15 protein-coding genes are annotated in these 22211 nt (G+C 71.4%); 11 read left to right on the top strand and 4 right to left on the bottom strand.

The window, feature by feature from the left end; genetic code table 11:
* The first annotated feature begins 159 nt into the window (after nucleotides 1-159).
* The 4 genes from ACWDAG_RS25680 to ACWDAG_RS25665 all read left to right on the top strand — a co-directional run bounded on the left by ACWDAG_RS25680 (nucleotide 160) and on the right by ACWDAG_RS25665 (nucleotide 8135).
* Nucleotides 160-2934 (top strand): protein kinase, encoded by a 2775-nt coding sequence (locus ACWDAG_RS25680; RefSeq protein WP_450697911.1) that lies wholly within the window; start codon nucleotides 160-162, stop codon nucleotides 2932-2934.
* 160 nt (nucleotides 2935-3094) lie between these two features.
* The gene (locus tag ACWDAG_RS25675; RefSeq protein WP_450697910.1) at nucleotides 3095-4774 is read left to right on the top strand and encodes a protein kinase domain-containing protein; all 1680 of its coding nucleotides are present in this window, start codon (nucleotides 3095-3097) and stop codon (nucleotides 4772-4774) included.
* A gap of 73 nt (nucleotides 4775-4847) precedes the next feature.
* On the top strand, nucleotides 4848-6470 hold the full coding sequence (locus tag ACWDAG_RS25670; protein WP_450697909.1) for a serine/threonine-protein kinase: 1623 nt from the start codon (nucleotides 4848-4850) through the stop codon (nucleotides 6468-6470).
* 99 nt (nucleotides 6471-6569) lie between these two features.
* Nucleotides 6570-8135 carry a serine/threonine-protein kinase gene (locus ACWDAG_RS25665; RefSeq protein WP_450697908.1) on the top strand — a complete coding sequence of 522 codons (1566 nt, stop codon included), beginning with the start codon at nucleotides 6570-6572 and terminating at the stop codon, nucleotides 8133-8135.
* 7 nt (nucleotides 8136-8142) lie between these two features.
* Here the strand turns inward: ACWDAG_RS25665 and ACWDAG_RS25660 are convergent, their stop codons facing one another.
* Nucleotides 8143-9045: an AraC family transcriptional regulator gene (locus ACWDAG_RS25660; protein WP_450697907.1), complete on the bottom strand. Its 903-nt coding sequence runs from the start codon at nucleotides 9043-9045 to the stop codon at nucleotides 8143-8145.
* A 72-nt stretch (nucleotides 9046-9117) separates the two neighbouring features.
* On the opposite strand from ACWDAG_RS25660, the gene ACWDAG_RS25655 reads away from it, so the two are divergent.
* From ACWDAG_RS25655 to ACWDAG_RS25640, 4 genes are all read left to right on the top strand, one after another.
* A complete protein-coding gene (locus tag ACWDAG_RS25655) occupies nucleotides 9118-10029 on the top strand; it encodes an MBL fold metallo-hydrolase (RefSeq protein WP_450697906.1) in 912 nt (303 codons plus the stop codon).
* 49 nt (nucleotides 10030-10078) lie between these two features.
* Nucleotides 10079-11824, top strand: a complete 1746-nt coding sequence (locus tag ACWDAG_RS25650) for a protein kinase domain-containing protein (RefSeq protein ID WP_450697905.1) — start codon at nucleotides 10079-10081, stop codon at nucleotides 11822-11824.
* A gap of 136 nt (nucleotides 11825-11960) precedes the next feature.
* Complete coding sequence (locus ACWDAG_RS25645) at nucleotides 11961-13574, top strand: succinic semialdehyde dehydrogenase (RefSeq protein WP_450697904.1); 1614 nt, start codon at nucleotides 11961-11963, stop codon at nucleotides 13572-13574.
* 28 nt (nucleotides 13575-13602) lie between these two features.
* Entirely contained in the window at nucleotides 13603-15384 is a 1782-nt protein-coding gene (locus ACWDAG_RS25640) for a GMC family oxidoreductase N-terminal domain-containing protein (protein WP_450697903.1), read from the top strand.
* 102 nt (nucleotides 15385-15486) lie between these two features.
* On the opposite strand, the gene ACWDAG_RS25635 is transcribed toward ACWDAG_RS25640, so the two are convergent.
* On the bottom strand, nucleotides 15487-16476 hold the full coding sequence (locus ACWDAG_RS25635) for an LPXTG cell wall anchor domain-containing protein (protein ID WP_450697902.1): 990 nt from the start codon (nucleotides 16474-16476) through the stop codon (nucleotides 15487-15489).
* 295 nt (nucleotides 16477-16771) lie between these two features.
* On the opposite strand from ACWDAG_RS25635, the gene ACWDAG_RS25630 reads away from it, so the two are divergent.
* The gene (locus ACWDAG_RS25630; RefSeq protein WP_450697901.1) at nucleotides 16772-17905 is read left to right on the top strand and encodes a hypothetical protein; all 1134 of its coding nucleotides are present in this window, start codon (nucleotides 16772-16774) and stop codon (nucleotides 17903-17905) included.
* A 549-nt stretch (nucleotides 17906-18454) separates the two neighbouring features.
* Here ACWDAG_RS25630 and ACWDAG_RS25625 read toward each other — a convergent pair.
* Complete coding sequence (locus ACWDAG_RS25625) at nucleotides 18455-18757, bottom strand: chorismate mutase (protein WP_450697900.1); 303 nt, start codon at nucleotides 18755-18757, stop codon at nucleotides 18455-18457.
* A gap of 409 nt (nucleotides 18758-19166) precedes the next feature.
* On the opposite strand from ACWDAG_RS25625, the gene guaA reads away from it, so the two are divergent.
* Complete coding sequence (guaA, locus tag ACWDAG_RS25620; RefSeq protein WP_450697899.1) at nucleotides 19167-20747, top strand: glutamine-hydrolyzing GMP synthase; 1581 nt, start codon at nucleotides 19167-19169, stop codon at nucleotides 20745-20747.
* Between the two features lie 3 nt (nucleotides 20748-20750).
* Here guaA and ACWDAG_RS25615 read toward each other — a convergent pair whose 3' ends face one another.
* Nucleotides 20751-21224, bottom strand: a complete 474-nt coding sequence (locus tag ACWDAG_RS25615; RefSeq protein WP_450697898.1) for a pyridoxamine 5'-phosphate oxidase family protein — start codon at nucleotides 21222-21224, stop codon at nucleotides 20751-20753.
* 177 nt (nucleotides 21225-21401) lie between these two features.
* Between ACWDAG_RS25615 and ACWDAG_RS25610 the strand changes: the two genes are divergently transcribed.
* Nucleotides 21402-22211, top strand: coding sequence for a class II aldolase/adducin family protein (locus tag ACWDAG_RS25610; RefSeq protein ID WP_450697897.1), 810 nt, complete (start codon nucleotides 21402-21404; stop codon nucleotides 22209-22211).

The raw sequence follows: 22211 nt of genomic DNA, 5'->3' as shown, positions 1-22211 counted from the left end.
CCGAACCCGTGTTTGGACCGTGAGATCTGGCATCCCCTCATTGCGGGTTGCCTCCGGCACGTATCGTGAGTGTTTGCGGACCGTACGCATCCAGGTATGGGTTCGGAACGGGGCGCAAGGCGAACGGAATTGACCAACCGGGCGGCCGGGGGAGGCAACGTGGACGACTATGCGGGACGGGTTCTTGCCGACCGCTACCGCCTGCCGCTGCCACCCGCCGACGAGTACGAACTCACCGACACCCGCGCCTTCGACACCTACAGCGGCCAGGAAGTCCTGGTCAGGCAAGTGCCGTTGCCCGAAGTCGTCGAGGCGGAGGTGCTTGACGCGGAGGGGCTGCCGGACGGTTTCACGGCGCGTGACCCGCGGCAGCGGGGGAGCGGGCGGCCCGCGGCGCGCACCGGGGTGCGGCGGCCCACCGATCCGGCGGTTCGGCGGGCGGTCGAGGCCGCGCAGGCCGCGGCGCAGATACCCGACCATCCACGGCTCGACCAGGTCTTCGACGTGTTCGCCGAGGGCGGTTCGCTGTGGATCGTCAGCGAGTTGGTCTCGGCGCGGCCGCTCGCGGCCCTGCTCGCCGAGAAACCGCTCACGCCGTATCGGGCGGCCGAAGTGGCCTCCGACGTCCTCATGGCGCTGCGTGTGCTGCACGCCCATGGCTGGGTGCACCGGAACATCACGGCCCGTACGGTACTGGTCTGTGACGACGGCCGGGTGATGCTGACCGGGCTCGCGGTCGGGGCGGCGGAGGAGGCGCTGTGCGGGTACGACCCGGTGCCGGCTCCGGAGGGTGACGAGGGCGGTGCGTTCGGACCCGCGGGCGGTTCCCCGGGTGAGCCGGGCGGGCAGGGCGGCCCAGGTCGGCCCGGTATCCAGGGTGCACACAGTGTCCAGGACCCCACTGGATTCCAGAGCACTCAGGGCAGTCCCGGAGAAGCCGACCCCGAGGCCGCCCGGCGTGCCGCCATCCGGGCCCGTACGGCCGGGGGGCTGCCGAGCGCCGGCGCGGACCCGGCGAACGGGACGGGGACGCCGGGGGCGAACGCGCCCAAGGCCCTGGAGAGCGGCGGGGACATCCGGGCCGCGCGGGCCGGGGCGATCGCCGCGTACCGGGCGGGCGCCCGGGCCGCGGCCAGGGTTCAGGAGGCGCAGCAGAGCGGGCGGGCGGCGCTGCCCGGTGCCCGTACCGCGCCCGAGGGCGGTCCCGCCGCGCAGGCCAACGGCACGGCACAGACGCATACGGCCGGCGACGGCGTCGAGGCCTCGCCGCGCACCATGACCCCTCCGGGGCAGATCGCCGACCCGTACGGCGTGAGCGCCTGGCACGGGGCCGCGCCCCGGAGCGGAGTCGGTGGGGCACCGGCCGTCGAGAGCAGTGACGCGGCCGGTCTCGCGGGCCAGGGCGGTCGTACGGCACTCCCGCCGGGCGACGGCGGCTCGTATGCCGGCGCAGGCCCCTACGGCAACGGCGGCACCTACGCGGCGCAGCCCGGCACATCCCCCGGCCCCAGTGCTCCCTCGACCTCCGGCTTTCCTGCGCCCCGCCTCGACAAGGCTCCCCCGACGGGCGTTCCGGCACCCGGCCCCCACCCTCCCGTCCCGCCCCCGCCCGGCGCCACGCCCCCCAGCCGCTGGGACGACCTCGTGGCCGGCACCCCCGCCCCGCGCGGTCCCGCCACACCGCTCGCCGCCGAGCGGGCCAGGCAGGCGCGGATGGCCGTGGTGGGGCCCGTGACCGAGCGGTGGGCGCCGGAGCAGGCCGGGCCCGTGCACGAGAACTGGCAGCTGGCGGCCCCCATCGGACCCGCGACCGACCTGTGGGCGCTCGGGGCGCTGCTCTTCAGGGCCGTACAGGGGCATGCGCCGTATCCGGAGGAGTCGACGGCCGAGCTGGTGCAGATGGTGTGCGCCGAGCCGCCCGCCTTCGCCGAGGAGTGCGGGCCGTTGCGGCCGGTCGTGGAGTCGTTGCTGCGTCAGGACCCGACCGAGCGGCTGGACTTCGAGGAGCTCAGGGGCTGGCTGCGGTCCCTCGTGCGGTCCGCTCCCGAGCCCGACGCCGGTACGCATGTCATCGCGGCGCCCCCTGCCGACCCGAACCGGCTGCCGATCGTACGGCGGCGGGGCGAGCTGGTGCGCAGGCGACGTGCCGGGCTGCCCGCGACGAGCGCGCACGGACGGCACAAGCGGGCCAAGGAGCAGGCGCGTTCGCCGCGCAGCCTCGGCCGGACCCTGCTGGTGCTGATCCTGCTCCTGCTGGCCGCGGCGGTCGCGTACGCCGTGCTCTTCATGCCGAAGGCCGGAGACAAGGGCGCGGCGGGCAGCGACCGTACCGGCAGTGCGGGGGAGGTCAGCCCCGCCCCCGAGCAGTCGGACAAGGGGGCGAGCAGCCAGCCACGCCCCGACCAGACCTCGCCCAAGTCCGAGGACAGCCCCTCGAATTCGGCGACCGCGACCGAGAGCCAGACCAGCGGGCCCGCCGTCGCGGACGGTTTCACGCTGCGCAAGGACCCGGAGGGCTTCCAAATCGCCGTGGCCAAGGGCTGGTCCCGGGCCGGAAAGAACAGCTGGAACCAGGTCGTGTACTCGCACGGCGACTTCGAGCTCATCGTCGTGAAGGGACGCGACGGCGCGGTCACCTACGGCAGCGACCCGATGGCGTACCAGCGGGACACGGAGCACGAGTTGCAGCCGTACCGCAGCTCCAGCTGGGCTACCGCGACCGGGCTGCGCACCGTCACGGTGGGGACCCGGACCATGGCCGAGGGGCAGTTCACCTGGACCGACAGCAGCGGCAACGACCTGTATGTGCGCAACCTCGCGATGCTCATCGACGGGCGGTACCACATCGTGCAGGTGCGCGGTCCCGAGTCGCAGCGGGACGAGGTGACGAGGTTGTACGAACAGGCGTCGGCCACCTATCAGGTGACCGGCTGACCTCACCCGTGAACGGTCCGTGAAGCGAAAACGGTTGCTGTCCGGGCCCCTGAGCGACAACCGTCACAGTGCGGTCTCCTTGGGACCCCCGTTGTTCCCTGTTGACGGGCCGGTCCTTAGTCTGACCCTGTCAAGAGCATTGCGGGGCAACGTGAATCAGATGCAGGGCCAGCTTGTCGCGGGCCGCTATCGGCTTGCCGACTCGATCGGCAGCGGCGGCATGGGCCGCGTGTGGCGAGCACACGACGAGGTGCTGCACCGCGCCGTCGCGATCAAGGAGTTGACCGCCGCGCTCTATGTGTCCGAGAGCGAACAGGAGCGGCTGCTCGCGCGCACCCGGGCGGAGGCACGCGCCGCCGCACGCATCAACCACTCGGCTGTGGTCACCGTGCACGACGTGCTCGAACACGACGGCCGCCCGTGGATCGTGATGGAGCTCGTCGAGGGCTACTCGCTGGCCGACGCGGTCAAGGAGCGGGGCCGCCTCGAGCCCGCCGAGGCCGCCCGCATCGGGCTGTGGGTGCTGCGGGCGCTGAGCGCCGCGCACGCCGCCGGCGTCCTGCACCGTGACGTGAAGCCCGGCAACGTCCTCATCGGCCACGACGGCCGCGTCCTTCTCACCGACTTCGGCATCGCCCAGATCGAGGGCGATACGACGATCACCCGCACCGGCGAGGTCGTCGGCTCCGTCGACTACCTCGCCCCCGAGCGCGTCCGTGGCCACGACCCGGGCCCCGCCTCCGACCTGTGGGCGCTCGGCGCCACGCTGTACACGGCGGTGGAGGGCAGGTCGCCGTTCCGCCGCACCTCGCCGCTGTCCACCATGCAGGCGGTCGTGGAGGAGAACGCCGCCGATCCGCAGCACGCCGGTCCGCTCGGGCCCGTCATGGCCGCGCTGCTGCACAAGGACCCCGCCGTACGGCCGTCCGCGGCCGAGGCCGAGCAGATGCTCGCCGAGGTGGCGGAAGGACGGCGGTCGAACGCGGCACAGGCGTACGTGCACACGCAGCACGGCTTCGACACGGGGAGCACCGGTGCGGGGTCGCACACCGGCTCCCGTACGGGGCCGCAGCCGGGCTCGGCCGCGCCGTATCCGCCGATGACCGGGCCGACCTCGATCGGGCCGACCGGCATGGGCCCGGGGCAGCCCACCGGACCCGTCCCCGCCCCGCCCGCCCGCAAGCGCCGACGCCTGCGCACCTTCGTCCTGGTGGTCGCCCTCGCGGCGATCGTCGGCGGCGGTGCGGCCGTGGCACTGCAGCAGCAGGACCACGGTGGACAGCCGGACTCCGACAGGACGGCCTCCGAGTCGCAGAGCCCGTCGCCGAGCAGCTCGCCGAGCCGGGGGGCCAACGGGACCGTTCCCGCCGACTGGCAGGCGTACCACGACCCCTGGGGCTTCACCGTGTACCTGCCCAAGGGCTGGTCGCGGAAGGTCGTCGGCATCGACGGCGACCTGAGGCAGGTCGACTACACACCGGACCACCAGAAGCACTACGTCCGGATCGCCATCGACACCTCGCCGGACTTCACCAACGCGTACGACCACCAGAAGAGACTGGAGCAACTGCTCCAGTCCCGGCTGCTCGACTTCCGGACCGTGCGGATGGAGAAGAACAACTACCGCGACTACGACGGCTCCCTGTGGGAGGCCACCTGGACCGCGCAGTCCAACGGCACCAAGTTCCCCGGGCCGTGGCGCTCGATCGAGGAGACCTACTTCTCGGGGGCGGGTACCGAGTACGCGATCTACATGGCCTCGCCGGCGGCCGACTGGGCGAAGACGAGCAAGCAGTTCAAGTCGGTGCTGCAGGGCTGGCAGGAGAAGACCTCGCAGTAGCGGGTCGTGATCCGGCCGGGTTGGCCGGTCGGCGCCCCGGAGCCGGGTCGTCCGGTGCGGCATGATGGGGCGCATGGGGACCGAGGGGGAAGGCGTCCGTGTCATAGCGGGCCGTTACCGGCTTGAGGCGAGACTCGGGCGCGGTGGCATGGGCGTGGTGTGGCGGGCGACCGACGAGCTGCTCGGCAGGCAGGTGGCGGTCAAGGAGATCCCCCTCGACCTGGACGAGACACTCACCGCCGAGGAGGCCCGGCGCCAGCGCGACCGCGCCCTGCGCGAGGCCCGCGCGGTGGCCCAGTTGCGCCATCCGCACATCATCGTCGTGCACGACGTCGTGGAGCACGACGAACGCCCGTACATCGTCATGGAGTTGATCGACGGCGGCTCGCTCGCCGACCGTATCTCCGCGCGCGGGCCGGTCGACGTCGCCGAGGCCGCCCGGATCGGCGTCGGCCTGCTGAGCGCGCTGCGCACGGCGCACGACGCCGGGGTGCTGCACCGCGACATCAAGCCCGCCAACGTGCTGCTGGAGTCCGGCACGGACCGGGTCGTCCTCACCGACTTCGGCATCGCCCAGGTCGCCGGCGCCACCACCCTCACCGAGACCGGCTCCTTCGTCGGCTCGCCCGAGTACACCGCGCCGGAGCGGATGTCCGGGGCCAGGACCGGCCCCGAGTCCGACCTGTGGTCGCTGGGCGCGCTGCTGTGCACCGTGCTGAGCGGCGAGTCCCCGTTCCGGCGCGACTCGCTCGGCGGCATCCTGCACGCGGTCGTGTTCGACGACATACGGCCGCCCGCGCAGGCCGAGCCGCTGCTGCCCGTCGTACTGGGCCTGCTGGAGCGCGATCCGGACCGCCGGCTGACGGCGGAGCAGGCCGAGCGGATGCTGCGCGCCTACCGTGACACCGGCCGTACCCCGGCCCTGCCCCCCGGCTACACACCGACCGAGCGGGACATGCCCCGCCCGCCCGCACCGCTGCCCGCGCCGGCTCCTGCGCCCTCGCCGTCGCCCACCGTGGAGACCAGGCACTCCACCCGGGGCGTGCTGGTGGCCGCGCTGCTGGTCGCCGCGATGGCCGGGGCGGGGGTCTCGGCGGCGGCGCTGCTCATGAACCGGGGCGGCGAGGGGGGCGGCGGCACGCCGACGAGTTCGGCACCCCGGACTTCGGTGAGTGCATCGCCGTCGCACCCCTCCAGTACACCGAGCCCGTCGCGCCCGTCGTCCAAGCCGCCCGTCACCGCGACCCGTCCCTCAGCCCCCTCCGGCTACCGCGTCGCCGACGACCCGGCCGGTTTCTCCCTCGCCGTACCGGAGGACTTCACCCGCACACCGCAGGGCGAGCGCGTCTTCTACCTGTCATCGGGAGAAACCTTCCGGCTGGGTATCAAGGCCACCGACCCCGAGACGGGCGGCCCGCTCGCGGTGATGCGGCGCGCCGCCGCCAAGGGCTCCGACACCAACCCCGGCTACCACGACGGCCGGGTCACCCCGACCACCCAACACCGACACCCCGCCGCCCTCTGGGAGTTCACCTGGAGCGGCTTCAGCGCGGCCGAGGGCCCCCGGCACACATACGACCTGTGCTGGGAGGAGGGCGGCCGCATGTACGACGTGTGGGTGTCGGCGCCGGTCGGGAAGGTGCGGGAGGCGAAGGAGTACTTCGATGTCGCGGTGGACACGTTCATGGCCGGGTGAGGTGCGGGCCCGGGGATTCCCCGGGGGATACGTCACGGGTGTGTGACCGGAATGCGCCAACCCTGGATGCGTGGGTGTCTGGCGCGATATGGATGGTCCATGAGCAGCAGCGGGGGAGTCGGCCACGAGTCCGACGACACGACGAGTTTCGTTCTGCAACCTCCCAGACCTCGGCAGCCGGAGCCCGGCGCCGGGCGCCTCGTCGCGGGTCGTTACCGGCTGCTGGCCAAGCTCGGGCACGGCGGCATGGGTACGGTGTGGCGAGCGAAGGACGAGACCGTCGACCGCGAGGTCGCCGTCAAGGAGCCGCGCGTCCCGGAGCATCTTCCTGAACGTGAACGTGGCAACGTCTACGAGCGCATGCGTCGCGAGGCCCGCGCCGCGGCCCGTCTCGATCATCCGGCGGTGGTCGGTGTCCACGATGTGGCGGTCGTCGACGGCCGCCCGTGGATCGTGATGGAGCTGGTGCAGGGCCGTTCGCTCGGCAGCGCCCTGCAGGAGGGCACGCTGGACGCCCGCGAGGCCGCGAGGATCGGCCTGGAGGTGCTCGGTGCGCTGGAGGCCGCACACGCGGCCGGAATCCTGCACCGGGACGTCAAGCCGGACAACGTGCTCCTCGGCCGCCACGACCGCGTCGTCCTGACCGACTTCGGCATCGCCCAGATCGAGGGCGAGACGAGCCTGACGGACACGGGCGGCTTCGTCGGCTCGCCCGAGTTCATCGCCCCGGAACGGGTGTTGGGCCAGCGCCCCGGCCCGGCCTCCGATCTCTGGTCCCTGGGTGTCGTCCTCTACGCGGCCACGGAGGGCGTCTCCCCCTTTCGCCGCAGCAACACGCCGGCCACCCTTCAGTCGGTCCTCAACGCCACGCCGTCGCCGCCCGCCTCGGCTTCGGGACCGCTGGCCGAGCTGATCGCGGGCCTGCTGCAGAAGGACCCGGCGAGACGTCCGAACGCCGCACAGGTCCGGGCGCTGCTGGAACAGGCCGCGAACCCGCCGGCACCCGCGCCCACGGAGCCTGTACGGATCGTCACCCGAGGGTTCCGGCTCGGCCGCAAGGCCTGGTTCGGGGCCGGTGCGGGCGTCCTCGCGGCGGTGGTGGCGGCGTACCTGGTGATCGCGAATCCCTTCGCGGGCCCGTTGCCCGACGGCTGGGAGACGCACCACGTGGGCGACGTGGCCGCGACGCTGGCGGTGCCGGGCGGCTACGACCGGCAGCTGCCCGACCGGAAGACCGACAAGAACCACTGGGTCACGTACAGCGACCCGAGCGGCGCGATCGGGATCACCCTGAGCCTCCAGAAGAAGTCCGAGGACACCGGCGGCACCATCAAGGACTCCGCGGCCGCCCAGATGTACGACGACAACGGCACGTTCAAGCAGAGCGGCGCGTACGAACTCAACATGCCCGGCGGCCCGGACACGAAGACGAAGACCAGGCTGACGACGTACAGGAACAAACCCTCCGCCGAGAACACGGTGGTCTACAAGACCAACGACAGTCAGCACCCGCTCCCGCGCGAAGTGCGGATCTTCTACTACAAGTCCTCGGCCGGCGACCTGTACAAACTGATCGTCAGCTACCCGGGCAAGGGCGACTTCACCGCGCGCGGACGCGAGGTGGCGCAGACCGCGATCGCGAATGTGGACATCGACAGTCTCTGACCTGCCGTCAGCGCCGCACCTCCGCCCGATACCTGCCGGGCGTCACCCCGAACTCCCTGCTGAACGCGTGCGACAGGGCGTACGGGCTGCTGTATCCCGTCTCCCGGGCCACCGAGGCCAGCGGGGCGTCGGTGTCGCGCAGGAGCGCGGCCGTGCGGGTCAGCCGCCACCAGGTCAGATACGCCATGGGCGGGCGGCCGACCAGGGCGGTGAACCGGCGGGCCAGCGTCGCACGGGAGACGCCCGCCTCGGCGGCCAGACGGTCGTTGGTCCAGGGGGCGGCCGGGTCCGAGTGCAGGGCGCGGAGGGCGGAGGTGGTCACCGGGTCGCTGAGCACGGCCGGCCAGGCACCCTTCGCGGTGTCGGCCTCCGTCGTCCACGCCCGCACCATGTAGATCAGCAGCAGGTCGAGCAGGCTCGGCAGGGCCAGGCAGGAGCCCGGGCGGCGCTCGTCGAGCTCACGCGCCAACAGGTCCACGGCGGCCCGCAGTTCGGGGTGGGAGCCGACCCGGTTCGGCAGATGGACGACCTGTGGCAGCTCCGCCAGCAGCGGGTGCACCCGGCTGCGGTCGAGGCGGTACTTGCCGCACAGCAGCTCCACCTCCCGCCCGCCCGGCGCCCCCGTCGGCCGGCTCATCTCCTCGAACGGCACGGCCCGCGCCGTATCGCCCGGTGCGTCCGCCAGCACATGCCCCGCCCCGTGCGGCAGCAGTACGACGTCCCCGGCGCCCAGCGTCACCGGCTCACCGCCCCCGTCGGGCAGCAGCCAGCAGCCGCCCGCGAGGACCACATGGAACCCCGCGCCCTCGTACGGGGCGAGCCGTGTGCACCAGGAGCCGGAGACCCGCAGCCGGTTCGAGGAGGGCTGTCCGATGCGTACGGCGGAGATCGCATCACTCACCACGTCCATGAGACGCAAGCGTATCCGAATGAGCAGGATAGGCATTGGAATGCTCACCGCAGCGCTTCTAGTGTTCCTGACATGGCTGATGAAAACGATGGAAGCGCGCAAGGTTTCATGATCGGTGACGTCGAGGTACTCCGCGTCGTGGAGTGGCGGGCGCCCTACGCCCCGGTCCGGGACCTCGTTCCGGGCGTCGGCCCCGAGGTGTGGCAGGACAACCGGGAGGCGCTCGTCCCGGACCACTGGGAGCCCGGCAGCGACCGTGCCGTGGTCGCGCTGCAGACCTGGGTGGTCCGCAGCGCCGGCCGCACCGTCCTCGTCGACACCGGCGTGGGCAACGGCCGCGAGCGGCCCGGCAACGCCCTCTTCCACCAGCGGCAGGGCGACTTCCCGGAGCGGCTCGCGCAGGCCGGAGTGCGGCCGGAGGACGTCGACGTCGTCGTCAACACCCACATCCACGGCGACCACGTCGGCTGGAACACCCATGATGTGGAGGGCAGTTGGGTTCCCACCTTCCCCCGTGCCACGTACCTCCTCCCGGCCGCCGACGATCACCATTTCGGCCCCGACGGCGGATACGGCGGCGGCGTACGCCCGGACGACCGGCTGATCCACGAGGACAGCATCGCGCCGGTGCACAAGTCAGGGCAGGCCGTGCTGTGGGACGGCGAGTACCGCATCGACGAGCACCTCACCCTGGAGTCCGCTCCCGGCCACACCCCCGGTTCGTCCGTCCTGCGCGTCGCCTCGCGCGGTGAACGGGCGGTGTTCGTCGGTGACTTGCTGCACAGCCCGGTCCAGATCCTGCACCCCGAGTGCAGCAGCTGCTTCTGCCTGGACCCCGGGCAGGCGGTCACCAGTCGCCGCCGCGTTCTTGAACGAGCCGTGGACGAGGGCGAGTTGGTGATCCCCGCGCACTTCGGTGGATCGGGGGTCGTGGAGGTGCGGCGACGGGGCGACGCGTTCGCCTTCGCCCGCCGGACGCCGTGACGCAGGGCTCACGTCGACAAGTCCCCGTTCCGCAAGGTACTCATGAGGCATGAGTGCAGGCGGCGAACGGACGCGCGAAGGTCGGTTGCTCGGTGGGCGCTACCGGCTGACCGAGCGCATCGGCTCCGGCGGGATGGGCACCGTCTGGCAGGCGTACGACGAACTCGTGGAGCGGGACGTCGCCGTCAAGCAGCCGCGGCTGCCCGGCGACCCGGAGGACGAGCACCACCGGCGGGCCGCCCACCGCCTCTACCGCGAGGCCCGCGCCGCCGCCCGCGTCGACCACCCCGCCGCCGTCTCCATCCATGACGTCGTGGTCGAGGAGGACGGACTGCCCTGGATCGTCATGGAGTTGATCCGCGGCGAGTCCCTCCACGAGGTCCTCCAGCGCGGTCCGGTCGACGCTTCCGAAGCCGCCCGTATCGGCCTCGCCGTCCTCGGCGCCCTGGACGCGGCGCACGCCGTCGGCATCGTGCACCGGGACGTCAAGCCCGCCAACGTCCTCCTCGGCGCCCACGGCCGTGTCGTCCTCACCGACTTCGGCATCGCCCATGTCCAGGGCGAGGAATCCCTCACCGTCAGCGGGGAGTTCGTCGGCTCCCTGGAGTTCGTCGCGCCCGAGCGGATGTCGGGCCGGGGCGCCGGACCGGCCTCCGACCTGTGGTCGCTGGGCGTGCTGCTGTACGCGGCCGTGGAGGGAGTCTCCCCGTTCCGGCGTACGACGGTGGAGTCCACCCTCGCCGCGGTCATCGCCTCCGACCCGCCCGAACCGAAACAGGCCGGACCGCTCGGCCCGCTGATCGCCCGGCTGCTGGTGAAGGACCCGGAGCAGCGGCCCGGCGCGAAGGAGGCCGGGGCGGTGCTGGAGGCCGTGGCGGAGGGCTGGCCGGTACCGCAGTTCGATGCCGGTTCGACGGTGGCCCAGGGCACGGCAGGGCTGCGGGAGTTCGCCGACGACAGGGGGACCGTACGACTGGGGGCTGCGCCCGTGCCGGACCCGCCGGCCGAGGCGGCGGCCCCCGTGGTCGTACCGGAATCCGACACCGCACCCACCTCCGGGCCCCGGCCGGCACCCGAGCGGTCCGAGCCCCACCCCTCCGACCCCGAGCCGCCCGCTGAACCCACGACGGCGAGCGTCCCGCACCCCGACCCGGCCCCGAAGCGCGCTCTCCTGCTCCGCCGCACCTCCCTTGCCGCGCTCGCCGTCCTGCTGGTCGGCGGGGCCTGGCTCGGCACCCCCTACTTCGTCGAGTCCGACAGCGGAGGCGTCACCGAACGGGCCGCCACCCTCACCGAGACTCCGGGCCGCGAGGCGACCTCCAGCCCCGGTGCCACCGTCTGGACCGCACACCGGGAGCAGGGCATGAACGCCGTGCTGACCCTGCCGAGCCGCTACCGGCAGTCCGCCAGGGAAGGCGGCGCCGCGAGGCCGCCCCGCCTGGTCGAGTACGACGGGCCCGACGCCAGGGTCACCATCCGCCTCACCCAGTGGGACCGGGCGCCCCGCTCCCCGATGGCCCAGGCGCAGCAGGCGCACGCCGTCTGGAACAGGTACAACGGGGACGCCCGCACCCAGTACACCCGCACCACCTTCCACGGCTACGAGGCCGTCCAGACCGACACGACCTACAGCCCGGGCGGCACCCGGGTCCGGGTGATGCAGCTGATGATCCGCACCGACGACGGGCGTATGTACGAACTGCGTGTGGACATGCCCAAGGGCACCCCGGCCGAGAAGAAGGGCACGACCCTCTTCAAGGGCGCACGTGACCGCCTCGTGATCGGAAAGGACTGAACCGCTCCCCGTCGTCCCCGCACAACGCCTGATCAGCGCAAACCTTGCCAGTGAGCACTGGCGGCGTGTGTGTACTCGGTGAAGCCGCGTTACCGACGGGTACCCAAAGCCCCCGAGCCGTCATACCCTGCGCCTCATGACGGAAGCGCATGCCGAGGCCAAGACCGGCACGAACCCTCTCGCCCCAGCCCCCGAAGGCGCCCGCACCGCCGCCGACGTGGTCACCCCCGAGCTGATCGCGCAGCTCACCAAGGGCGTGGTCGGCTCCGGACGCACCGCCAACCACACGCCGTTCACCGGCGAGAAGCTGGCCGACCTGCCCGAGTCCACCCCCGAGGACGTCGCCAAGGCCTTCGACGCGGCCCGCGCGGCACAGGCGGTCTGGGCGCAGACCCCGGTCCGGCAGCGCGCGGCCGTCCTCCTCCGCTTCCACGACCTGATCCTCGCCCGCCAGGCCGAGGTCCTCGACCTCATCCAGCTGGAGACCGGCAAGGCCCGGCTGCACGCCCACGAGGAGGTCCAGGCCGTCGCCGTCGCGGCCCGCCACTACGGCCGCCGGGCCGCCGCGTACCTGAAGCCGAAGCGGCACGCGGGCGCCATGCCGACGCTGACGAAGGTCACCGAACTCCGTCACCCGCGCGGCGTGGTCGGCCAGATCGCCCCGTGGAACTACCCCCTGGAACTCTCCGTCGGCGACGCGCTCCCGGCCTTCGTGGCGGGCAACGCGGTCGTCATGAAGCCGGACACCGAAACCTGCCTGACCGCCCTGTGGGCCCGCGACCTGCTCATCGAGGCCGGTCTGCCGGCCGACGTCTTCCAGGTCGTCCTCGGCGAGGGCCCGGTCGTCGGCCCCGAGGTCGTCAAGCACGCCGACTACGTCTCCTTCACCGGCTCCACCCGCACCGGCCGCGAGGTCGCCCAGGGCGCCGCCGCCCGCCTGGTCGGCGTCTCCCTCGAACTCGGCGGCAAGAACGCCATGCTGGTCCTGGAGGACGCCGACATCGAGAAGGCGGCCGCGGGCGCGGTCCGCGCCTGCTTCTCCTCCGCCGGCCAACTCTGCATCTCCATCGAGCGGTTGTACGTCCACGAGTCGATCGCGGACACCTTCCTGGAGCGCTTCGCCACCCGCACCAAGGCCATGCGCCTCGGCACCTCCCTCGCCTACGGCGCCGACATGGGCTCCCTGGTCGGCGAACGCCAGCTGGAGACCGTCACCCGGCATGTCGAGGAGGCCGTGGCGAAGGGCGCGAAGGTCGTCGCCGGCGGTGTCGCCCGCCCGGACATCGGCCCGTACTTCTTCGAGCCGACCATCCTCGACGGTGTCACCGAGCCCATGTCGGTCTGCACCGAGGAGACCTTCGGCCCGGTCGTCTCGATCTACCGCTTCAAGACCGACGAGGAGGCGATCGAGCACGCCAACTCCACACCGTACGGCCTGAACTCCTCGGTCTGGACGAAGAACGGCAGCCGCGGCCGCGAGGTCGCCTCCCGCCTCCGCACGGGCACCGTCAACGTCAACGAGGGCTACGCCCCCGCCTACGGCAGCGTTCAGTCCCCCATGGGCGGCATGAAGGACTCCGGCCTCGGCCGCCGCCACGGCTCCGAGGGCATCCTCAAGTACACGGAGGCCCAGACGGTCGCCCAGCAGCGGCTGCTCCCCATGGCGCCCTCGCTGGGCATGAACGACGAGAAGTACGCGGAGTTCATGAGCCGCAGCCTGAGGTTGATGAAGGCTCTGCGCTTCAAGTAGAAACACCCGTTCTCAACGAGGAGAGCACGTGTCACAGGACACCTACGACTACGACGTCATCGTCGTCGGCTCCGGCTTCGGCGGCTCGGTGACCGCCCTGCGCCTGACGGAGAAGGGCTACCGCGTAGGTGTCCTGGAGGCCGGCCGCCGCTTCACCCGGGAGTCCCTCCCCAGGAACTCCTGGGACCTCAAGAACTACCTCTGGGCGCCGAAACTCGGCATGTACGGCATCCAGCGCATCCACCTGCTGGGCAATGTCATGGTCCTGGCCGGTGCGGGCGTCGGCGGCGGCTCCCTCAACTACGCCAACACCCTCTACGTACCGCCGAAGCCGTTCTTCGACGACCCCCAGTGGCGTGACATCACGGACTGGCAGGAGGAGCTGAAGCCGTACTACGACCAGGCGCAGCGCATGCTCGGCGTACGGCTGAACCCGACGATGACCCCCTCCGACGTCCACCTGAAGGCCGCGGCCGAGCGGATGGGCGTCGGCGACACCTTCCACATGGCTCCCGTCGGAGTCTTCTTCGGCGACGGGAAAGACGCCGAGGGCAAGTCGAAGGCGGCGCCCGGCGGGCAGGTCGACGACCCCTACTTCGGCGGCGCGGGCCCGGCCCGCAAGGCCTGCACCGAGTGCGGCGAGTGCATGACCGGCTGCCGGCACGGCGCGAAGAACACCCTCAACGAGAACTACCTCTACCTCGCCGAGAAGGCGGGCGCGGTCGTGCACCCGATGACGACGGTCGTGTCCATCACGGACGACTCGCAGGGCGGCTACGCGGTGGCGACCCTCCCGACCGACGACCGCCGCAAGTCGTCGAAGGGCCGCACCTTCAAGGCCCGCCGGGTGGTGCTGGCGGCCGGCACCTACGGCACCCAGACCCTGCTGCACCGTATGAAAGCGGGCGGTCAACTCCCATACATCTCCGACAAGTTGGGCGAGCTGACCCGTACCAACTCCGAGGCGCTGGTCGGCGCGCAGACGGACAACCGCCGCTACCGCAAGGCGACCGGCGAGCCGAAGGTCGACTTCACCAAGGGAGTCGCCATCACCTCGTCCATCCACCCGGACGAGAACACCCACATCGAGCCGGTCCGCTACGGCAAGGGCTCCAACTCGATGGGCGGCCTGTCCATCCTTCAGGTGCCGTACGCGGAAGGCTCGTCGAGGGTCATGGGCTGGCTCGCGAACGCGGCCCGCCACCCTCTCCTCGTGCTGCGCTCCCTCTCCAACCGCCGCTGGTCGGAGAAGACCATCATCGGCCTGGTGATGCAGTCGCTGGACAACTCCCTGACGACGTACCTGAAGCCGGACGGGGTCGGGAAGGGCCTGCTCACCGCCCGCCAGGGCCACGGCGCCCCCAACCCCAAGCAGATCAGGGCCGCTTCGGAGAGCGCGTCCGCCATCGCCGCCGACATCAACGGCTTCGCGGGATCGAACGTCGGCGAACTCATGGGGACCCCCCTCACCGCCCACTTCCTCGGCGGCTGCCCGATCGGCAGCTCGCGCGAGACCGGCGTGATCGACCCGTACCACCGCCTCTACGGCCACCCGGGCATCTCGGTGGTGGACGGCGCGGCGGTCTCCGCCAACCTCGGTGTGAACCCGTCCCTCACGATCACCGCCCAGGCCGAGCGCGCGATGTCGTACTGGCCCAACAAGGGCGAGGAGGACCCGCGTCCGGCACAAGGAGCGGCGTACGAACGCCTGAAGCCGGTGGAACCGAACGCCCCCGCGGTCCCGGCGGACGCCTTCGGCGCACTGAAGCTGCCGTTCCTTGGGATGCCGGCGGTGCCGCCGAAGAAGTAGCCGCTCAGACACAGAAGCCGCTCAGACACAGCGAAGGACCCGCACCCCCCTCCGAGTGCGGGTCCTTCTTTTCTTGCAGTGAGCTGTTGCAGTCAGGTGTTGTTACGCGCCCGCGCCGGTCCGACGGCGACGCACCGCGAACACCGCACCGGCACCGGCGACGACGGCGACACCGCCGACGAGACCGATCACCGGCAGTGCGGAGCTCGAACCGGTCGCGGCGAGGCTGCCGGTGACCTTCGGTGTGTCGCCGGACGGCTTCGTGGCCGTGACCGGAGCCTCGCCGCCTTCCTGCGGCTTGGTGCCGGACGTGTCCGTGCCGCCGGACACGATCTGGAACTTGTAGGCGACGTCGCCGTAGCCGGTGCACTCGCCGTCGCTGTCGCCGTAGATCGTGGCGCCGAGCGAGAAGCCGGCGCCCACCGGGGCGGACGAGGTGACGTTGACACGGAGCGGGATGTCGACCTCGTAGTCGGGCTTCAGCTCGTCGGCGTAGCCGACGTAGCCGACCGCGTAACCGCCCTCGTCGAGGTCCTCCCAGACCTTGTCGTCCGGGTTCCACGCCTGGAGCCGGACCTGCTTGCTCTTGAACAGGTCCTCGCCGTTCTTGTCGGGGGAGGCCCCCGCGAAGAAGTCGAGGTCGTTCAGCGTGGAGTCGGAGTTGTTGAGGACGTTCAGCGAGAACTTGTGCCAGCCGCTGCCCGCCGCGATCTTGCCCGGCAGACCGGTGATGCTGACGTCGACCTTGGAGTCCTTGCACTCGTCGACCGGTCCGTCGGAGGGCGACGGGTCCTCGCTCGGCTCGGCCGACGTGGAGGACGTGGGCTTGCCCGACTCGCTCGCGGGGGCGCTGGTGGTCGGCGCCGAGCTGGACGCCGGGGCGCTCGGCTTGGCCGTGTCGGTCGGTTGACCGGTGTCGGTCGCCGTCGCCGAGGCCGTGTCGCTCGGCGTTTCGGTCGGCGTCTCGGACACGGTCTCGGTGGCGCTGGTGGCCGGCGTCTCCTCCGCAAACGCGGGGGGCGCGGACAGCAGCGCAAGGGGTGCGAGGACCGCGGTGGCGGCCGCAACGCCCATGGCACGACGAAGCTTCATGACGACCTCAAGGGAGTCCAGTCCGATGGGAGGGCTTCGCGTGTGGGGCGCGGGTGTGGCCCTAGGTTCGCCTGGTTGGATCCGTGAAGCCTGTGAATGGTTGTGCCGGCACTCACAGAATTCTTATGTGGCCTACGTCACTCACTCGCGACGGGTGGCAGTTCACGGGGGTCGGATTTTTTACGTGTCCGGGTCACGTACGCTCTGCTGCTCGGTAGGCGATGCACATGACAGCCGTCGACGAGCAGCACCTCGACGAGCCCCCAAGAACCCTGAGCAGAAAGGCGTCCGCGCCGTGGTCGACAGACCGTCCGAAGAGCGGAGTTCCGGTTCCGGCGAGGAGCCTTCCATACCCGACGACGTGTGGGACAAGTTCCTCAAGGACACCGAGGCAGAGCTCGCTTCCGCCCCCAAGGAGCCCTCCGCCCGCGCCCGCATGGTCGCCGAGCGGCTGCGGCAGCAGGACGCGCGCGGCGAGAGCCCGGAGAGCTGGCGCGCCGGCCCGGCCCGCCCCGAACGGCGCCGCCGCGTCTGGCCGGTGCTCGGCGTCCTCCTCGCCGCCGCCGTGGCCGTCGTGGCCGTGAAACCGTCGGTCATCCCCGGCGACCCCTTCGCCACGAAGGCCCACGAGGGGCCCTCCGCCTCCCCGCTCCCGGCGGAGACCGCGGCCCCCACCGCCCCGCCCTCCCCGGCCGACTCCAAAACCCCCTCCCTCGCCCGGCCGTTCGCCGGCTCCCCGGCCGAGCGCTGGGCCGACGGCGCGGCGGGCATCGTCCTGCCGAAGGCGACCCCCGTGGGCACGCTCTCCAAGGCTCAGGTCGAGCAGGCCCTGCAGCAGACCAGAACCCTCCTGGTCGACGCGAACCTCAACTCGGCCACCCTGCGCGGCGAACGCCCCGCCACCGCGCTCGGCGTGATCGAGCCACGGCAGACGGAACTCCTCACACGGCTCGACACCGCCTTGGCCAAGCCGGACGAGAAGCACGACCCGCTGTCCATGTTCAGCCGCTTCGACCCGGCGGAGATCAAACTCGTCGGCGACGTGATCAAGACCCGTGGCCGCATCACCTTCAAAGCCGGCGAACAGTCCTCCGTCGCCGTGCACGCCGACTACACCTTCGTCTACCCGGTCGTCCGCACCGGCGGCTCGAAGGAGGTCACCCGCACCATCGTGCGCCGCGTCCTCGACATCCAGATGTCCGACCCGGCCCGCTACAAGGTGACCCCCGGCAAGATCACCATCCGCCGCTACGACCGCGACATCGGCAACTCCGCCTGTGACGTCTACGACGGCTACCTGCACCCGGAGTTCACGTCGGACACCCCGACAGGCGCCCCTCCCACGGGCCCGACCACGGACCCGTACGACCGCAGCAAGGGCATCGACGACGACCGCACGAGGGGCTGCGGGACGGTGTCCAGGGTCTGACCGCTGCCCGGACATGCGAAGGGCCCCGCGGGCTTTGGGCCGCGGGGCCCTTCTCCGTCAGCACCGACGTCAGGGCAGCGTCGGTGCCTGGGGAGCGGCGCCGGGGGGTTGCGCCGCTTGTCCGTTGTGCCCTGGGTCGCCGCCCCGGCGCATTCGGGGCGCGCGGATGGTCTCGACCTCTGACGGTACGGAAGTGCAAGCAATGCAGGTGTCTGTGGCGGGACTTGGGGCTTTCTACGCATCGTGCTGGATGGACGGGGCGTACGCAACCGTTTGACCCAGGGTTGTGCATTTTTGCATTTTCCGCCGGTCGGCCCCGGGCGTCCCCGGGGCCGACCGTTTACTTGGGTGACCGGGCTGCTGTCCCCTGCCGTCCGGCCACAACCCTGGAGTGAGGTCCCACGACGTCCGGCACGACCCGTACGTCTCATCACTCCAGCAAGCCACGCGTGGTTCTTTCGGGCCCGCCCCTGGCTGGCACGGACACCACCACCAACGAAGGGGTTCGCCGGGCGGTCACGCGCCGTACGGGTTAAAGGGGCTGCGAACTCAGATGCGACCGCGGCACAGTTCGAGCAGCGTCATGGCGAGGGACGTACCGGGCTTGCCGAGGGCCTCGCTGTAGTGGCCGAGGACCTCCATCTCGCGGGACAGGTTCACGCGCCGCCCGCCGGAGGCGATGCGGGCCTCCTGGATGACGGCGGAGACGGCCATCCGTTCCTGGATCAGACCGATGATCCGGTCGTCGAGCGCGTCGATGCGCTCCCGCGCACCGGTGATCACACCGGCGGCCTCGGGAGTACGGGCACCGGTCTTGTCCGAGGCGTTCGTCTCAGCTGCGGTGGCGGTCATGTCGGGGGCTCCTCGTCGGGTGGGTCGGATGCGGTGCCCCGGAGCGGCAGGACCCGGAAAACGACAGGCGCCCCGGGCCTTGTCGGCCCGGGGCGCCTGGGAAGTCGCTTGTCAGTAGCTCAAGCAGCACGACCATGGCAGCCGGCGGGCCGGTTGCCATAGGTAAAGACGAAGGTCTGGTGCGTGAGCATGGGGCCAGTATGCCGGGCATGACGGTGTGGTCCAACCTGGTTCGCATCGTGAGACTTGGGCGGGTGATGTCAGCCTGTCCGGCGTTTGAGGACGAGGCCGTTCAGGCCGAAAGCGGGGGTCTGGGGGCGGCAGCCCCCAGCAGACGGCGAGGTCACCGCGCGGCCACCCCGGTAGACTCGGCAAGCAAAGACCCCGCCCAACCGCCGGAAGGCACCCCGTGTCATCAGCGACCCCCGCCGCCGCCGCTCCCGACACCGTCCTGGTCGTCGACTTCGGCGCGCAGTACGCCCAGCTCATCGCCCGTCGCGTCCGCGAGGCCCGGGTCTACAGCGAGATCGTGCCGAGCACCATGCCGGTCGCGGAGATGCTCGCCAAGAACCCGGCGGCGATCATCCTCTCCGGCGGCCCCTCGTCGGTCTACGCGGAGGGCGCCCCGCGCCTCGACCGCGAGATCTTCGAGTCCGGCGTCCCCGTCTTCGGCATGTGCTACGGCTTCCAGCTGATGGCCACGACCCTCGGCGGCACCGTCGACAACACCGGCGCCCGCGAGTACGGCCGTACGCCTCTGCACGTATCGAAGTCCGGCTCGACGCTCTTCGAGGGCACCCCGGACGAGCAGTCCGTCTGGATGTCGCACGGCGACGCCTGCTCCGCCGCCCCCGAGGGCTTCACCGTCACGGCCTCCACGGACGTCGTCCCGGTCGCCGCCTTCGAGAACGACGAGAAGAAGCTGTACGGCGTCCAGTACCACCCGGAGGTCATGCACTCGACGCACGGCCAGCAGGTACTGGAGCACTTCCTGTACCGGGGTGCCGGGCTCACGCCCTCCTGGACCACCGGGAACGTCATCGACGAGCAGGTCGCCGCGATCCGCGAGCAGGTCGGCGACCGGCGCGCCATCTGCGGTCTGTCCGGCGGCGTCGACTCCGCCGTGGCCGCCGCCCTCGTGCAGAAGGCCATCGGCTCCCAGCTGACCTGCGTTTACGTCGACCACGGTCTGATGCGCAAGGGCGAGACCGAGCAGGTCGAGAAGGACTTCGTGGCCGCGACCGGCGTCCAGCTGAAGGTCGTCGACGCGGAGGAGCGGTTCCTCAAGGCGCTCGCCGGGGTCTCCGACCCCGAGGAGAAGCGGAAGATCATCGGCCGCGAGTTCATCCGGGTCTTCGAGCAGGCCCAGGCGGAGATCATCGCGGACGCGGGTCCGGCGGTGGAGTTCCTGGTGCAGGGCACGCTCTACCCGGACGTGGTCGAGTCCGGCGGCGGCACCGGCACCGCCAACATCAAGTCCCACCACAACGTCGGCGGCCTCCCCGAGGACCTCGAGTTCCAGCTCATCGAGCCGCTGCGCAAGCTCTTCAAGGACGAGGTCCGGATGGTCGGCCAGGAGCTCGGGCTCCCGGACGAGATCGTCCAGCGTCAGCCCTTCCCGGGCCCCGGCCTCGGCATCCGTATCGTCGGCGAGGTGACGAAGGAGCGTCTGGACCTGCTCCGCGAGGCCGACGCCATCGCCCGCGAGGAGCTGACGGCGGCCGGCCTCGACCGCGACATCTGGCAGTGCCCGGTGGTCCTGCTCGCGGACGTCCGCTCGGTCGGCGTCCAGGGCGACGGCCGGACCTACGGCCACCCGATCGTCCTGCGCCCGGTCTCCTCCGAGGACGCCATGACGGCGGACTGGTCGCGCCTGCCGTACGACGTCCTCGCGAAGATCTCGACACGGATCACGAACGAGGTCGCGGACGTCAACCGGGTCGTCCTCGACGTGACGTCGAAGCCGCCGGGCACCATCGAGTGGGAGTAGAACCTAGGTGCGCTTGATCGTGCGCACGGGTTCACCGGGCTTCCAGACCTGGACGACGAGGTACTTCTCGTCCTCCACATAGGTCCGCACGACCTCGGTCAGCTCGGTACGGAAGAGGTGGAACGGCTCCGGCGGTTCCACCTCTTTGCTGTACGCCGCCTTCGCCTCGCCGTCCTCGACGCCGATCGCCCGCCCGCTGATCCGCACGTCACCGCCGCCCATGGTGGTGCCCGGCCCCGGATTCGCCTGGAGCGCGAAGCGCGGGTCGCGGTTCAGGTCGAGGGCCTTGAGCGAGTCGGGCATCATGCCGAGCCACAGCTCACCGTCGAGAAAACGCACCTCGAGACCGGTGGTGCGCGGCGACCCGTCCTTGCGGAGGGTGGCGAGAACGTGGTGGGTGAAGGCGCCGAAGCGTTCCTCGACGGTCCGGGCCAGATCCGGTTCGGCGGCGAGGAAAGCCGCCCAGTTCGCTGTCATACGGCGAGTGTGACGCCGATACCCGACACCTTCTGTCGGGTATCCGTGGGGGCACCACACCTGTCCGCGCGCGCCCCCGCAACGGTTGCGCGCGTCATCTTTACAGAACATCTCTGTTCTCCTGGGCTGACCGACGGTAACTTCCGCCCCGTAGAGCAACCCAGTGCTGGAGGACACATGCACGGGACCCCCGGGACCGGGCCCACCCCGCCGCCCGCCCTTCCGAGTGACCGGCTGCAGTTCGCGATGCCGCCGATGCACGACTCGGTCGACGACGAGCGCCGCCATCGCAAGGAGCGGCTCGCGGGCGCGCTGCGGGTCTTCGGGCGGCTCGGCTTCGAGGACGGCGTCTCGGGGCACATCACCGCCCGTGACCCGGAGTACAGCGACTGCTTCTGGGTCAACCCGTTCGGGATGCCGTTCAAGCACGTCACCGTGAGCGACCTGGTGCTCGCCAACTCGGAGGGCCAGGTGATCGAAGGGCGCTACCACGTCAACCAGGCCGCCTTCACCGTTCACGCCCAGGTCCACGCGGCCCGCCCGGACGTCGTGGCCGTCGCCCACTGCCACTCGGTGCACGGCAGGGCCCTGTCCGCACTCGGCGACCTGCTCGACCCGATCACCCAGGAGAGCTGCGCCTTCTACGAGGACCACGCCCTCTACGACGCCTACACCGGCGTCGCCGTCGACGCCGAGGAGGGCCGCCGTATCGCCTCCGCGCTCGGCTCCCGCAAAGCGCTGGTGCTGCGCAACCACGGGCTGCTGACGGTCGGCGACTCGGTGGACGCGGCGGCCTGGTGGTTCCTGTCCATGGAACGCTCCGCCCAGGTGCAGCTGACCGCCAAGGCCGCCGGACGCCCCCTGCTCATCGACCACAGGGCGGCGGTGGCGACCCGCGAGCAGCTCGGCGGCGACCTGGTGGCATGGATCAACTACCAGCCGCTGTGGCAGGACATCAGCCGCAGCGAGCCGGATCTGCTGTCCTAG

This window comes from Streptomyces sp. NPDC001157, from assembly GCF_053598255.1.
This window is presented reverse-complemented; position numbering and strand designations above follow the sequence as displayed.